The sequence below is a fragment of the Actinoplanes lutulentus genome (genome assembly GCF_003259845.1).
Classification (GTDB): domain Bacteria; phylum Actinomycetota; class Actinomycetes; order Mycobacteriales; family Micromonosporaceae; genus Actinoplanes; species Actinoplanes lutulentus.
Genome location: NZ_QLMJ01000002.1, coordinates 438,131 through 450,772 on the forward strand (window position 1 = coordinate 438,131; position 12,642 = coordinate 450,772).

At 70.3% G+C, this 12,642-nt stretch carries 13 protein-coding genes; 10 read left to right on the forward strand and 3 right to left on the reverse strand.

Annotated features, from left to right (window positions below):
- Positions 1 to 112 precede the first annotated feature (112 nt).
- The 6 genes from B0I29_RS05405 (at position 113) to B0I29_RS05430 (ending at position 5,356) form a co-directional block, all read left to right on the forward strand.
- The gene (locus B0I29_RS05405) at positions 113 to 664 is read left to right on the forward strand and encodes a hypothetical protein (protein ID WP_111647719.1); all 552 of its coding nucleotides are present in this window, start codon (positions 113 to 115) and stop codon (positions 662 to 664) included.
- 53 nt (positions 665 to 717) lie between these two features.
- Positions 718 to 1,161, forward strand: a complete 444-nt coding sequence (locus B0I29_RS05410) for a MarR family winged helix-turn-helix transcriptional regulator (RefSeq protein WP_111647720.1) — start codon at positions 718 to 720, stop codon at positions 1,159 to 1,161.
- 40 nt (positions 1,162 to 1,201) lie between these two features.
- The gene (locus B0I29_RS05415) at positions 1,202 to 2,752 is read left to right on the forward strand and encodes an MFS transporter (protein WP_111647721.1); all 1,551 of its coding nucleotides are present in this window, start codon (positions 1,202 to 1,204) and stop codon (positions 2,750 to 2,752) included.
- 112 nt (positions 2,753 to 2,864) lie between these two features.
- Entirely contained in the window at positions 2,865 to 4,496 is a 1,632-nt protein-coding gene (locus tag B0I29_RS05420; RefSeq protein WP_111647722.1) for a methyl-accepting chemotaxis protein, read from the forward strand.
- A 73-nt stretch (positions 4,497 to 4,569) separates the two neighbouring features.
- Positions 4,570 to 4,842, forward strand: coding sequence for a hypothetical protein (locus B0I29_RS05425; RefSeq protein WP_111647723.1), 273 nt, complete (start codon positions 4,570 to 4,572; stop codon positions 4,840 to 4,842).
- Between the two features lies 1 nt (position 4,843).
- Positions 4,844 to 5,356 (forward strand): GAF domain-containing protein, encoded by a 513-nt coding sequence (locus B0I29_RS05430; protein WP_111647724.1) that lies wholly within the window; start codon positions 4,844 to 4,846, stop codon positions 5,354 to 5,356.
- On the opposite strand, the gene B0I29_RS05435 is transcribed toward B0I29_RS05430, so the two are convergent.
- On the reverse strand, positions 5,338 to 5,988 hold the full coding sequence (locus B0I29_RS05435; protein ID WP_111648016.1) for a hypothetical protein: 651 nt from the start codon (positions 5,986 to 5,988) through the stop codon (positions 5,338 to 5,340). The genes B0I29_RS05430 and B0I29_RS05435 overlap by 19 nt on opposite strands.
- Before the next feature lie 72 nt (positions 5,989 to 6,060).
- On the opposite strand from B0I29_RS05435, the gene B0I29_RS05440 reads away from it, so the two are divergent.
- Genes B0I29_RS05440 through B0I29_RS05450 form a run of 3 tightly spaced genes read left to right on the forward strand, consistent with a single transcriptional unit; the run spans position 6,061 to position 8,951 of the window.
- Positions 6,061 to 6,507 carry a hypothetical protein gene (locus B0I29_RS05440; RefSeq protein ID WP_111647725.1) on the forward strand — a complete coding sequence of 149 codons (447 nt, stop codon included), beginning with the start codon at positions 6,061 to 6,063 and terminating at the stop codon, positions 6,505 to 6,507.
- A 43-nt stretch (positions 6,508 to 6,550) separates the two neighbouring features.
- Entirely contained in the window at positions 6,551 to 7,615 is a 1,065-nt protein-coding gene (locus B0I29_RS05445; protein WP_111647726.1) for a carbohydrate kinase family protein, read from the forward strand.
- 7 nt (positions 7,616 to 7,622) lie between these two features.
- Positions 7,623 to 8,951, forward strand: a complete 1,329-nt coding sequence (locus tag B0I29_RS05450) for a family 4 glycosyl hydrolase (protein WP_111647727.1) — start codon at positions 7,623 to 7,625, stop codon at positions 8,949 to 8,951.
- Between the two features lie 65 nt (positions 8,952 to 9,016).
- Here the strand turns inward: B0I29_RS05450 and B0I29_RS05455 are convergent, their stop codons facing one another.
- Together B0I29_RS05455 and B0I29_RS05460 are read right to left on the reverse strand one after the other, a co-directional pair.
- On the reverse strand, positions 9,017 to 10,192 hold the full coding sequence (locus B0I29_RS05455) for a fatty acid desaturase family protein (protein WP_111647728.1): 1,176 nt from the start codon (positions 10,190 to 10,192) through the stop codon (positions 9,017 to 9,019).
- Between the two features lie 37 nt (positions 10,193 to 10,229).
- Complete coding sequence (locus tag B0I29_RS05460; RefSeq protein ID WP_111647729.1) at positions 10,230 to 11,339, reverse strand: ferredoxin reductase; 1,110 nt, start codon at positions 11,337 to 11,339, stop codon at positions 10,230 to 10,232.
- Positions 11,340 to 11,416: 77 nt separating this feature from the next.
- Here B0I29_RS05460 and B0I29_RS47385 point away from each other — a divergent pair, with 77 nt between their 5' ends.
- Positions 11,417 to 12,622 (forward strand): PucR family transcriptional regulator, encoded by a 1,206-nt coding sequence (locus tag B0I29_RS47385; RefSeq protein WP_111647730.1) that lies wholly within the window; start codon positions 11,417 to 11,419, stop codon positions 12,620 to 12,622.
- Positions 12,623 to 12,642: the final 20 nt, after the last annotated feature.

The following is a 12,642-nucleotide window of genomic DNA, read 5'->3' on the forward strand; positions in this document are numbered from 1 at the left end:
GCTGGCTGCTCGCCCGGCCTAAAGGCACGCCGGTCTCCGTTTTGGCCTGCCGTGGGTGGTGGGGTGGCCGGTAGGCTTTCGGGCGGAGACTTCGGCTCGGTGGGGGCTGGCGATGGCGACGAACTCCGAGGATCCGCTTGTCCGCGTCGGGCGCTGGGCGCTGGGCAAGGTCTGGTTCGGTTGCGTGCTTTCCGGGGCCTATGCGGCCGGCCGGCATTACCACTGGTCGCACGCCTTTCTCTCGGTTGCGGCGGTGCTCGGTGCGATCGGGCTGGCGCTCGCTACGTCGTTTCTGCCGATCTGGACCCGGCAGCGGCCCAGCGGCATTCCGGTCGTGGACGTCGGCCTGCGCGTGATGGTGTGGGCGGGGCTGACCGGCTCGGTTATCGCGCTGCTGATCGGGATGCCCGCGATCGGCATGGTCGCGACGGCGCTGCTGCTCAATACGGCGGCGCGCACGTTCGGCGATCCGTTCGCGCCGTTCCTGCGCCGGCTGCCGATCACGCCCGCGGTCTCCGCCTGCGCCGACCACACCGACACCGGCGGTCCCCGCCGGCCAGCCGATCACGCCGGCGGTTCCCGCCGATCAGCCGATCACGCCCGCGCCGGCGGTCGGCGGTGGTCTGTTGATCACAGTGGCGGTGTCTTGCGTAAGGGAAAGTGACGCGCCACCCATGAGCTTGAAATAGGTATGCCGTCATACCTAATAATGGCTTCATGACCGAGACGGCCGTTCAGTTGATGCACCTGGCACACCAGTTGCACCGCAATCTTGAACGCCGTCTTCAGTCCGACTTCACCCACCCGAAACCGCCGGAGTTGCAGCTCAGTGCGCTCTGGCAGGTCCGGGAACGTCCTGGCATCACGGTTCGCGAGCTCGCCGACGAGCTCCAGCTGCGGCCGAACAACGCCAGCGCCCTGGTCACCGCGATGGTGAACGACAACCTGCTGCGCCGGGAGCCCGACGAGCGGGACCGGCGGGTGGTGCGGCTGCACGCCACCGAAGAGGCCCGGCATCGGATGGATGCGGTGCAGGGGCACTTCGCCGGCTATCTGTCGGCCGCTCTGGAACAACTGAGCGAGGAACAGCGGGTCGCGGTGGGTGTCGCGATGCCATTGCTGGCTGAAGTGTCGCGACTTATTCGTGACGGCGGGCGCTGAGCTATTTCCGTATCAAATGGTTTGAAGATGGAGCACCACCATGTCCGCATCCCAACCGCCGGTGGCCGCAGGCCGCCGCGGTAATCCCTGGCTGTCGCTGATCGCGGTCGCTTTCGGTCTTTTCATGGTCGGACTCGACGGCAGTGTTGTGTCGATCGCCAACCCGGAGATCGGCCGTGATCTCGGCGCAAGCACTGCTGAGCTGCAGTGGGTCACGAACTCTTATCTGCTGGCGCTGGCCGCGGCGCTGATTCTCGGCGGCAAGCTGGGTGACCGATTCGGTCGGCGGCGTTACTACCTGATCGGTGTCGCGGGCTTCACCGTGGCGTCGGTCGCGATCGGTCTCGCGGGGTCGATCGAGGGTGTCATCGCCTTCCGCGCGTTGCAGGGATTCTTCGGCGCGCTGCTCATGCCGAACACGCTCGGTACGCTGCGTGCGGTCTTCCCGCCGAAGAAGTTCGGCATGGCGGTCGGCATCTGGGCGATGGTCTCGTCGGTCTCGACCGCGCTCGGCCCGATCGTCGGCGGTCTGCTCGTGCAGAACGTCAGCTGGGAATCGGTCTTCTACATCAACGCGCCGATCGGCGTGATCGCCCTGGCCTTCAGCGCCTATGTCCTGCCGGAGAGCAAGAATTCGACCGGCAGGCACAAGTTCGACGTGGCGGGTGTGCTGCTGCTCGCGGCCGGTCTGCTCGTCCTGATCTTCGGGGTGGTCAAGGGCGAGACCTGGGGCTGGGGCTCCGGATCGACCATCGGCACGATCGTCGCGGGCCTACTGATCATCGTGGTGTTCGGATGGTTCGAGACGCGCCAGGAGCACCCGCTGCTGCCGATGCGGTTGTTCCGCAGCCCGGCGCTCACCATCGGCGCGGTGATCACCGCGATCAACTTCTTCACGCTGCTCGGCTCGATCTTCTACATCATGCTGTACCTGCAGAACGTCCGCGGTTACACACCGGTGATGGCCGGCGTGCTCACCCTGCCGCTCAGCCTCGCCTCGGTGGTCGCCTCCCCGATCGGCGCGGCGCTCACCGACAGGTTCGGCCCGCGTCTGACCATGCCGGTCGGCATGGTCCTGCAGGGTGCGGCCTCGCTCGGCCTGCTCTTCCTGGACACCGATTCGAGCTATCACGTGATGTGGCCGTCGTTCGTCGGCCTCGGTCTCGGCGTCGGCATGGTGATGGCGGCGTCGAGTGAGGCGATCGTCGGGAACGCGCCGGTCAAGGACGGCGGTGTCGCCGGCGGCCTTCAGGCCACCATGCTGCAGGTCGGCGGCGCGCTCGGCACGTCGGTGCTGATCTCCCTGATCAGCAGCCGGGTCGGTGCCACGCTGGTCGGCTCGCTCACCGACGCGGGAGTCCCCGCGCCTCTGGCGCAGGGCCTCTCCGAGGCCAAGGACGCGGTGAGCATGGGAGTCGCGCCGGTCACCGCCGACATGACAGCTTCGGTACGCGCAGCCGTGGTCGAAGGCGCCGGAACAGCGTTCATCAATGGGGTCCACGTGGCGGCCCTGGTCGCGGCGGTGCTCTGTTTCGCCGGGGCGCTGGTGGCGGTCGTCGGAATCCGCCGGGGTACGCCGGCGCATCAATAGGGGGATGGGCTCTCGCCACGGCGGGAGCCCATCGCTTTTAGAGTTAAATGTCGGACTTGTAGTGGCCCGGTGGGGTCTCAGTAGTTGCGGCACGGTTGCCGACTGGGTAGGCATGAGCGCGATGACGGCGACGGCCGTGCTGCCCCGGGCCAAGGGGCGGGCCTACTGGGCGGACCTCAGTGTCAACATCAAGATCCTGGTGGCGGTCTGCGTGGCCGCGGTGGTCGCACTCTTCATCGGGGTGCTGGGCCTTCGCGCGCTCTCCAGCGCCAGCGACTCGGCGCAGACGATCTACAGCAGCAACGTGCTGGGCGTCGCGGCGCTGGGCGAGGTGCAGAACGGCATGACCCAGGCGCGCCTCGACCTGACGAACTCGGCGATGAACAGGGACGCCACCACCAAGGAGAAGTTCGCGGATCTGTACGCCGCTGACGTCGAAGCGGTCGAGGCCAGCTGGGACGAGTACGAGGCCACCGGGCCGGTCCCGCCGGCCGCCATGATCGCCGACGTGCGGGAGGACTGGCAGGCCTTCGTGAAGATCGCCCAGGAGCAGCTGCTCCCGGCATCGGCGCAGAACGACCTGACCACGTGGCTGGCGGTCCGCAACGGCGACATGCAGGATCTGGTCACCGAGATCAAGGAACACGTCGCGGAGATGAACGCGATGGAGCAGGCCGCCGCCGCGGAGGCCGCCAAGCAGGCCCATGACGCCTACGAGTCCAGCCGGCTCCAGTCGATCACGCTCCTCGTCCTCGGCATCGTCGTCGCGATCGCCCTGGGCATCGTGGTGGCCCGCGGCATCGTCCGGTCGCTGCGCCGGGTCACCGACGTCTGCGAAGGCCTCGCCGACGGCGACCTGACCCGCAGCAGCGGCCTGACCTCGCACGACGAGCCGGGCCGGATGGGCCGCGCGCTGGACGCCGCGATCCTGCGGCTCCGGGACACCGTCAACACCATCGGCGGATCCGCGGCCACCCTGGCCGGTGCCTCCGAGGAACTGTCGGTGGTCAGCGCTCAACTGCAGAGCGGCGCCTCCGACGTGGCCGCGAAGGCCGGCTCGGCCAGCACCGCCAGCGAAGAGGTGAACACCGGCGTCCAGTCGATCGCGGCCGGCGCCGAGGAGATGAGCGCCTCGATCGCCGAGATCGCCTCCAACGCCTCCCAGGCGGCCCGGGTCGCCCAGGAGGGCATGGCCGTCGCCGAACGCACCAACAACCAGGTCGCCGAGCTGGGTGCGGCGAGCGCCGAGATCGGCGACGTGGTCCGGCTGATCACCAGCATCGCCGAGCAGACCAACCTGCTCGCTCTGAACGCGACCATCGAGGCGGCCCGCGCCGGTGAGCTGGGCAAAGGCTTCGCCGTGGTGGCCGGCGAGGTCAAGGAGCTCGCCCAGCAGACCGCCAAGGCGACCGAGGAGATCACCCAGCGGATCGGCGCGATCCAGGAGTCCAGCAACTCGGCGGCCACCGCGATCGGTGAGATCACCTCCGTGATCGAGCGGATCGGCGACTACACCACCACGATCGCCTCGGCCGTGGAGGAGCAGACCGCCACCACCGGCGAGATGAGCCGCTCGGTCGCGGACGCGGCCACGAGCAGCGGGGACGTCGCGCGTACCGTCTCCGGGGTTGCCGAGGTGGCGAACGCGACCGCCGACGGCGCGCGGGCCACCCAGCAGGCCGCCGCCGACCTGACCCGGCTCGCCGGCGACCTCACCAACCTGGTCGGCGGGTTCCGGCACTAGATATCTCTCGGTTCGGCGGATCGGCCGCCGATGCTCCCTTCGCTGATGTCCCCTAGCCGAACCGGAGCCGTGGATGACTGTGCTTTCGCTGGACGCCGAGGTGTACGGGCTCACCCGGCCCACCGTCGAGGACGCGCGGGACGCCGTGCTCCGGGTGCACCGTTCGAACGGGCCGGTGATCTGGGAACAGCTGGTCCGGGCCGCCGGTTCCGGCTCCTCGCTCGATCGTCTCCTGCCGGTGATGGCGGCCGCCGACCCGACGACCCGGCTCTGTGCGCTCGCCCTCCAGATCCGGCTCACCGCGTACACCGAGCTCGCCGCCGCACAGACGACAGTCAGGAGCTGACGTGCACACCGAACTGTTCGACCGGCTCGGCACCCCGGAGCGGATGCGGGAGATCGCCGGGTACGACCTGCTCGACCCGGATCTGCGTACCAGCCTAGACGAGGTGGCCAAGCGCAGCGCGACGCTGCTCGAAGCGCCGGTGTCGCTGGTCTCGATCGTGCTGGACACGTCCCAGATGATCATCGGAGGACACGGTGTCTCGGGCTGGGTGCAGCAGGCGCAGGGCACGCCGGCGGAGTGGGCGATGTGTACGCACACCGTGCTCGCCGGCGAGCCCTACTGCGTGATCGACGGCCGGGACGACCCGCGGCACGCCGGGAACCCGTTCCTGGAGATGACCGGGCTGCGCAGCTATCTCGGCGTACCGCTGCTGGGTGAGGGCGGGCAGGTGATCGGGGCGCACTGCGTGATCGACAGCCGCCGGCGGATCTTCACGGATGTGGACCTGGCGCTGCTGACCGACGGCGCCGAGAAGGTGATGCGGCTGCTCGGTTCTTACCGGGCGGCGGCCTGACGGGGATTGGCGTCCCAGCGCCACTGGGACAGCAGCGGGTGGCCGGGCAGCTCGCCGCGGCCGGTCGCCCAGAGCAGCGTCGGCCAGCGCTCGGTGTCCAGCGGCGCGTCCGGGAAGAGCCGCCACAGCACCCGGTCGCAGAGATCGGCCGGCGGGTTCCATGCGAGCCCGAGGGCGGCCGCCACGTCGTGCACATGGACGAGCGTCTCGACCAGGCCCATCGCGGCGAAACCCTCGGCGTCGGCCATGCCCATCGGGTGGTAGGCGCGCCGGTCCGCCGGCGTGACCTGTGCCGTCGCGGCGAGCAGCCCGCCGCAGGAGTCAAGCACCTGCAGGAGGCCGGTCACGCCGCCGTCCGGGTCGGCGTAGACGGTGAGCGCCGGGCCGCCGTCGCGGTGTTTCCAGCCCCAGGAGACGTACGAGGTCATCGGCGGGGTGGCCGTGGCGAGCTGGCCGGCGTACGAGAAGAGGTCGTCGGCGATGTGCTCGACCGTCTCCCAGCAGGTCCAGGTGAGGCCGCTGGCCGGGATCTGCCAGTCGTGGTCATCGTCTGCTGCCGCGGTGAGGGTGTCCACGGCGAGGGCGACGGCTGTGCGTACATCTGCCGGTGTGACCGGTCCTGGGTGATCCATGCGGGCGACCATAACGGACCGTCCGGTTTGCCGCCGCCGAAAATTGTCATAGGCAGGCGGCATCATCGCGGCATGGGAGAACCAGCCGTACCGATCCGTCGCCGCATCGAGCTCACCGTCGCCGAGGCGCGCCTGCGGTTCCAGCAACTCGTTCGCGTCACCGGGGTCACCGGCCAGGTGACGGTGGTGGTCGACGGTGGACGGCCGATCGCCGCCATCGTGCCGGTCAGCGATCTGGTGGGCGACAAGCCGCCGGCCGGGGCGCCACCCGCCCCGCCGCCCGTCCCGCGACAGGTCGCGCCGATCCACGCGGCGCCCTCGCGGGTGGAGGAGGGCTGGCTGCAACGGATCGAGCGGGTCCGCGAGGACGTCCGCCGTCAGCACGCCGGCCGGATCAGCGAGCTCACCCGGGCTCTCGACGAGGCGTGGGCGGCGCTCGACGCGGTCCGCCCGGCGGGTGCCGATCGGGTGGTGGACACGCTGCGTGCCGCCCATGGTGACCTGCGCCGCCCGCGATGATCAATTGATACTTGGCCGATGGGTGCGGGGGTAAGATCGGACGATGCCTGGACAGCTCGACCTGTTCGTGCCGGGGGTGGTGTACCTCGACGTCATCTTCACCGGCCTCCGTGAGCTGCCCGGGCCCGGCACCGAGGTGTGGGCGCCGGGGATGGGCTCGTGCCCCGGCGGGGTGGCCAACCTGGCCGTCGCCGCGAGCCGGCTCGGCCTGCACACGGGGCTCGGCACGGCGCTGAGCACCGACGCGTACGGCGAGTTCTGCCACCAGGTGCTCAGCCGCCAGGAGGGCATCGACCTCTCCGCGTCGAAACGCGTGAGCGACTGGCACTCGCCGGTCACCGTCTCGGTCGCCTACGACCGGGACCGCAGCATGATCACCCACGGTCATCCGCTGCCGACCGAGCCCGACGGGCTGGTCAACGGCCTTCCGGCGGCCCGCAGCGCGGCCGTCAGCCTGGCCGGCTCCGGCATGGGCTGGGTGCACCGGGCCAAGGCCGAGGGCATGCTCGTCTTCGCCGACGTCGGGTGGGACGAGACCGAGGAGTGGTCGCCGGACGTCCTCGCCACGCTGACCGACTGCCACGCCTTCCTGCCGAACTCGGTGGAGGCGATGCGGTACACGCGGACCGACGAGCCCCGGCAGGCGCTCGACAAACTCTCCGGCCTCGCCCCGGTCGTGGTCGTGACCTGCGGCGGTGACGGCGCGATCGCGACCGACGCGACCACCGGCGAGGTGGCCTCCGTCCCGGCCGTGCCGGTGGAGGCGCTCGACCCGACCGGCGCCGGCGACGTGTTCACCGCCGGGTTCATCACCGGCACGCTCGGCGGCTGGCCGCTCGCCGACCGGCTGGCCTTCGCCAACCTGGTGGCGGCGCTGTCCGTGCAGCACTTCGGCGGGTCGCTCTCCGCGCCCGGCTGGGGCGACATCGCCGACTGGTGGGCGGGTGTGCGCGCTGCCGGTTCTCGTGGCCACGACGACTCCGCCGAGGCCGAGCTGGCCCGCCGGTTCGGGTTCCTCGACGACGTGATCCCGCCCGGCCGGCGTGACGCCGTGCACCGGGCCACCGCGACCATCGCCCGGCTCTCCGACGCCCGGGCCGAGCACTGAGGTCTCCATGCGACTGACGATTCTGGGTGGCGGCGGTTTCCGGGTGCCGCTGGTCTACCGCGCGCTTCTCGCTGATCACCGGCACACCGGGATCACCGAGGTGGCGCTGCACGACGTCGACGCGGCACGCCTCGACGGGATCGGCCGGGTGCTCGCCGCCCTGGCCCGGGACGTGCCCGACGCGCCCGCCGTGGTCACCACCACCGACCTGGACACCGCGGTGACCGGGGCGTCCTTCGTCTTCTGCGCGATCCGGGTGGGCGGCCTGTCCGGCCGGGTCCTCGATGAGCGGGTCGCCCTCGACGCCGGCGTGCTCGGCCAGGAGACGGTGGGTGCCGGCGGCATTTCGTACGGCCTGCGGACGGTCCCGGTGGCGCACCACGTCGCCTCACGGATCGCCCGGCTGGCCCCGGAGGCCTGGACGATCAACTTCACCAACCCGGCCGGCCTGGTCACCGAGGCGATGACGGCCGAGCTCGGCGACCGGGTGATCGGGATCTGCGATTCACCGTCCGGGATGGTCGACCGGGTGCTGCGGGCGATCGGCGCCGATCCGGCGACGACCCGGGTGGATTACGCGGGGCTCAACCACCTCGGCTGGCTCTACGGCGTCGGGGTCGATCTGCTTCCCGGTCTGCTGGCCGATACGACGAAGCTGCAGTCACTGGAGGAGGGCCGCCTCTTCGGCGTCGACCACCTGCGTGAGCTGGGCGCGATTCCGAACGAATACCTGCACTACTACTACGACGCGGCCGGCACGCTCGCCGCGGTCCGGGACGCGCCGCAGACCCGCGGGGAGTTCCTGCTCGACCAGCAGCACCGCTGTTACGCGTCGCTGGCCGCCACCGATGACCCGCTCGACGCCTGGCTCGGCGCGTGGCGGGAGCGGGAGGCGACGTACATGGCGGAGAACCGGGAACTCGCCGGTGCCGGTGAGCGCGAGCACGACGAGTCACGGCCGGCCGGTTACGAGGGGGTCGCGCTGTCGGTGATGCGGGCCCTCGCCCGGGACGAACCGGCCCGGCTCATTCTGAACGTGCGCAATCGCGGCACCCTCGACGTCCTCGACGACGCGGCCGTCATCGAGGTTCCGTGCACGATCGACGCGGGTGGCGCGGTGGCGGAGAAGGTCTCACCGCTGCCGGATCACGCGGTGGGCCTGGTCCAGGCGGTCAAGACCGCCGAGCGCGGGGTACTGGAAGCGGTCACCACCGGCTCCCGGGCCGCCGCGATCCGGGCGATGGCCGCTCACCCGCTGGTCGGATCCGCCGAGATCGCCGGCCGGCTGGTCGACGGTTATCGGGCGTCGTTCCGGCAGCTCGACTACCTGCGCTGACGCCGCCGGCTTTCGCAAGCCGGCGGCGTCGGTGACCGGCTTTTTCAAGCCGGCGGCGACAGTGATCAGACGACGGCCGGCTCGCGGCGCGGCGGGACCGAGTGGTCGATGTCGTTGGCCGGCTTGCGGTTCGGCAGGGCCAGGCGGATGACCTTGGCCCAAGCCGACGCGACCTGCATGGGCAGCGGGCCGGTGACGTAGTTCAGCTCGTACTTCTCGAAGAGCGCCCGCACCTTCGGCGCGATCTCCGCGTACCGGCTGGCCGGCAGGTCGGGGAAGAGGTGGTGCTCGATCTGGTGCGACAGGTTGCCGGTCATGATGTGCATCAGCTTGCTGCCGGAGATGTTGGCCGAGCCGAGCATCTGACGCAGGTACCACTCGCCGCGGGTCTCGCCGGTGATCGAGGTGCGCTCGAAGGTCTCGACGCCGTTCGGGAAGTGGCCGCACATGATGACCGAGTGGGTCCACAGGTTGCGGGCGATGTTCGCCACCACGTTCGCGCTCAGCGTGCCCAGCAGCGCGCCGAACGGGTTGCCGAAGGCCAGGCCGATCGGCACCGAGAGCAGCGGGTGGACCAGGTAGTCCTTCGCCGCCTGCTTGCGGATCTTGCGGCCGACCTGGGCGAGGCGTGCCCGGAACGCCGGGTTGTTGCGCCGCTTCTTGGTCGCCAGGTTGCGGCCGAGCTCCAGGTCGTACGCGGCGATGCCGTACTCGAAGAAGATGGCGTTGACGAAGTTGTAGAGCGGCTGGCCGAGGTGCGCCGGCGTCCACCGCTGCTGCTCGTCGACGCGCATGATGCCGTAACCGAGGTCGTTGTCGCGGCCGATCACGTTCGTGTACTTGTGGTGCAGCTCGTTGTGCGAGTGCTTCCACTGCTCGGCCGGCGACGCCGAGTCCCACTCCCAGGTGGTCGAGTGGATCTTCGAGTCACGCATGAAGTCGTACTGGCCATGCAGGATGTTGTGGCCGATCTCCATGTTCTCCAGGATCTTGGAGATGGTCAGGCCCAGGGTGCCGACGATCCAGGCCGGCGGGAACAGCGAGAAGAGCAGCACCGCGCGGCTGCCGACCTCGATCTGCCGCTGGACCTTGATGACGCGCCGGATGTAGGCGGCGTCCTTCTCGCCGCGCTTGGCGATGAACTCGTCGCGGATGGCGTCGAGCTCGACGCCGATCGCCTCGATGTCCTCAGGGGTGAGGTGGGCGATCGGGTTGACGTCCTTGCGCTGCAAAGTGGTCACGGCGTTCCTCTGTTTCTCAGGGAGGCGGAGCTGAATGTCAGGCGTCCAGACGGCACGGCCCGGCGGCGGCCGAGATACACGTCTGGATGAGGATGGGTTCGTCGAGCTCGGTCGCGGTGGTCAACGATCCGTCGCGCATGTCGCGGACGATGCCCTCGCGCAGCGGCAGCACACACTTGAAGCAGATGCCCATCCGGCAGCCGGACTGCATCAGCTGGCCGGCGGACTCGCCGGCGTCGAGGATCGAGACACCGCCGGGAGCGTCGGCGACCGTCCCGGAACGTTCGAAGGCGACAGTGCCACCGTCGCCGGCCACCAGCACGGTCGGCCGGAAGCGCTCGACGTGCAGCAGCTCCTCGGCGCCCGCGTCCGTCCAGTGCTCGGTGAGCGCGTCGAGCATCTCGCCCGGGCCGCAGGCCCAGGTCTCCCGCTCGAACAGGTCGGGCACCAGGTCGGCCAGGTCAGCCGCCTTGATCCGGCCGTCGGCGCGGGTGTGCCGCTCGATCAGGCGGATCTTGCCCTGCTCGCTCAGCTCGCGCAGCTCACGCCCGAAGACAACATCCTCTTCGGTACGCGCGGAGTGGACCACCACCACGTCGGGAAGCTCGTGGATCGCGCTGCGCAGCATCCCCATGACCGGGGTGATGCCGCTGCCCGCGGTCAGGAAGAGGGCCTTGGCCGGCCGCTGTCCCGGCAGCAGGAAGTCGCCGGCCGGCAGGTCGAGCGCGAGAAGCATCCCGCGCCGGGCGTTCCGGAGAAGGTACGAGCTGACGACACCGTCCTGGACGGCGTTGACCGTCACCGTGAACTTGCCGTCGGCACGGCCGGCCGCGCTGCTCACCGAGTACGCACGCCAGAGCCGCACGCCGTCGACGTCCACGCCGAGGCGGACGTATTGTCCGGGCTGGTGCGGCTGCCAGTTGCGACCTGGGCGCAGTTCGAGCGTGACGGAGTTCTCCGTCTCCGGGCGAACCGCCTCGATCCGGGCGCGCAGGACGTTGGGATTGCGGAGCGGCGCGATGACGTCGAGGTAATCAGCAGGCACCACCGGTGTGGTGATCAGCTCGACGACACGCCACGCTCCGTTGCGCAATGTCTGTGTAACTGGCACGTGTACAAGACTGCTGGCTCGGCCGGGCGAAAGCATGACCTGGGGAAGTGAATCCGAGGCCGCATAATTGTTCGACGGGAACAAGGGTCGGACTGTAAACGAGAGGAGCTCGTGTGCGAGAGCCATTACGCGACGTGCGGTCCTACCGGCTTCCCGAGGAAGTCGTCGCTCCGCTGCTGCACGGGCTGCCCGAAGTGGCAGTGCAGACGATCGCGGCCATCACCATGGAGGTGCCGGCGTACGCCGAGGCGTTCGCCGGCGAACTCGGGCACAAGATCGAGCGGGCCGTGCAGGCGGCCCTCGGCACATTCTTCAAGCTCGTGTCGCGTCCCGGGGCCGATCCGGGAACTCCGCTGCAATCGGCGCTCGACGGGGCGTACGCATTGGGAAGGGGTGAGGCCCGATCGGGCCGCAGCCTGGACGCCCTGCTGGCGGCCTATCGGGTTGGCGCGCGGGTCTCCTGGCGTGAGCTGGCCGCGATCAGTGTCGGCACCGGGCAGCCGGCCTCGACCATCGCCGACTTCGCCGAGCTGGTCTTCGCCTACATCGACGAGCTCTCCGCGGCGAGCGTGGCCGGGCACGCCGACGAGCTGGCCGCGACCGGGCGGATCCGGCTGCGGCACCTCCAGGAGCTGGCACAGGCCCTGGTGGCCGGCGAGCCGGCGCACGTCCTGCAGACGCGCGCCGAGCAGGCCGAGTGGACGCCGCCGCAGACGCTCACCGCGATCATGCTGCCGGAGCGCGCGGCGCGCTGGGTGATAGACCTTCTGGATCGGCGGACGCTTCAGCTCGCCGACGCGGTGCCGGAGGTGCCCGGGATGACGGTGCTGCTGGTCCCCGACCCGCAGGGCGCGTCCCGGCCGACGCTGTTCCGGCTGCTGACCGGGCACAGCGCGACCATCGGGCCGGCCCGCCCGTGGCTGGAGGCGCAGACCTCGGTGGCCCGGGTGATCCGGGTGCACGAGCTCTGCCGCAGCAGTGCCCCGGGCGTGCTCGACACCGAGGATCACCTGGCCAGCGTGGTGGTGACCGCTGACCAGGGTGCGCTCGCCGACCTGCGGGCCCGCGCGCTGGCGCCGCTGGCGGGGGAGAAGGGCGCGGCCGCGGCGAAACTGCTGGAGACGCTGCGCAGCTGGCTGCTGCACCACGGCCGGCGCGAGGACGTGGCGGCGGAGCTGTTCGTGCACCCGCAGACGGTGCGGTATCGCATGGCGCGGCTGCGGGAGCTCTACGGCGACCGGTTGAAGGAGCCGGAGTGGGTGCTGGCGCTGACGATCGCGCTGGCGGTGCCGGATCCGGGCGGGGTCGGCTCGGGATAGACCAAAGTCGCGGACGGCCG

Excerpts from the sequence above, each read along its gene's own strand:
- B0I29_RS05420 (WP_111647722.1), top strand. The coding sequence starts at position 2,865 with ATGAGCGCGATGACGGCGACGGCCGTGCTGCCCCGGGCCAAGGGGCGG.
- B0I29_RS05460 (WP_111647729.1), bottom strand. The coding sequence starts at position 11,339 with ATGCTTTCGCCCGGCCGAGCCAGCAGTCTTGTACACGTGCCAGTTACA.
- B0I29_RS05415 (WP_111647721.1), top strand. The coding sequence starts at position 1,202 with ATGTCCGCATCCCAACCGCCGGTGGCCGCAGGCCGCCGCGGTAATCCC.
- B0I29_RS05440 (WP_111647725.1), top strand. The coding sequence starts at position 6,061 with ATGGGAGAACCAGCCGTACCGATCCGTCGCCGCATCGAGCTCACCGTC.
- B0I29_RS05445 (WP_111647726.1), top strand. The coding sequence starts at position 6,551 with ATGCCTGGACAGCTCGACCTGTTCGTGCCGGGGGTGGTGTACCTCGAC.
- B0I29_RS05450 (WP_111647727.1), top strand. The coding sequence starts at position 7,623 with ATGCGACTGACGATTCTGGGTGGCGGCGGTTTCCGGGTGCCGCTGGTC.
- B0I29_RS05405 (WP_111647719.1), top strand. The coding sequence starts at position 113 with ATGGCGACGAACTCCGAGGATCCGCTTGTCCGCGTCGGGCGCTGGGCG.
- B0I29_RS05435 (WP_111648016.1), bottom strand. The coding sequence starts at position 5,988 with ATGGATCACCCAGGACCGGTCACACCGGCAGATGTACGCACAGCCGTC.
- B0I29_RS05425 (WP_111647723.1), top strand. The coding sequence starts at position 4,570 with ATGACTGTGCTTTCGCTGGACGCCGAGGTGTACGGGCTCACCCGGCCC.
- B0I29_RS05410 (WP_111647720.1), top strand. The coding sequence starts at position 718 with ATGACCGAGACGGCCGTTCAGTTGATGCACCTGGCACACCAGTTGCAC.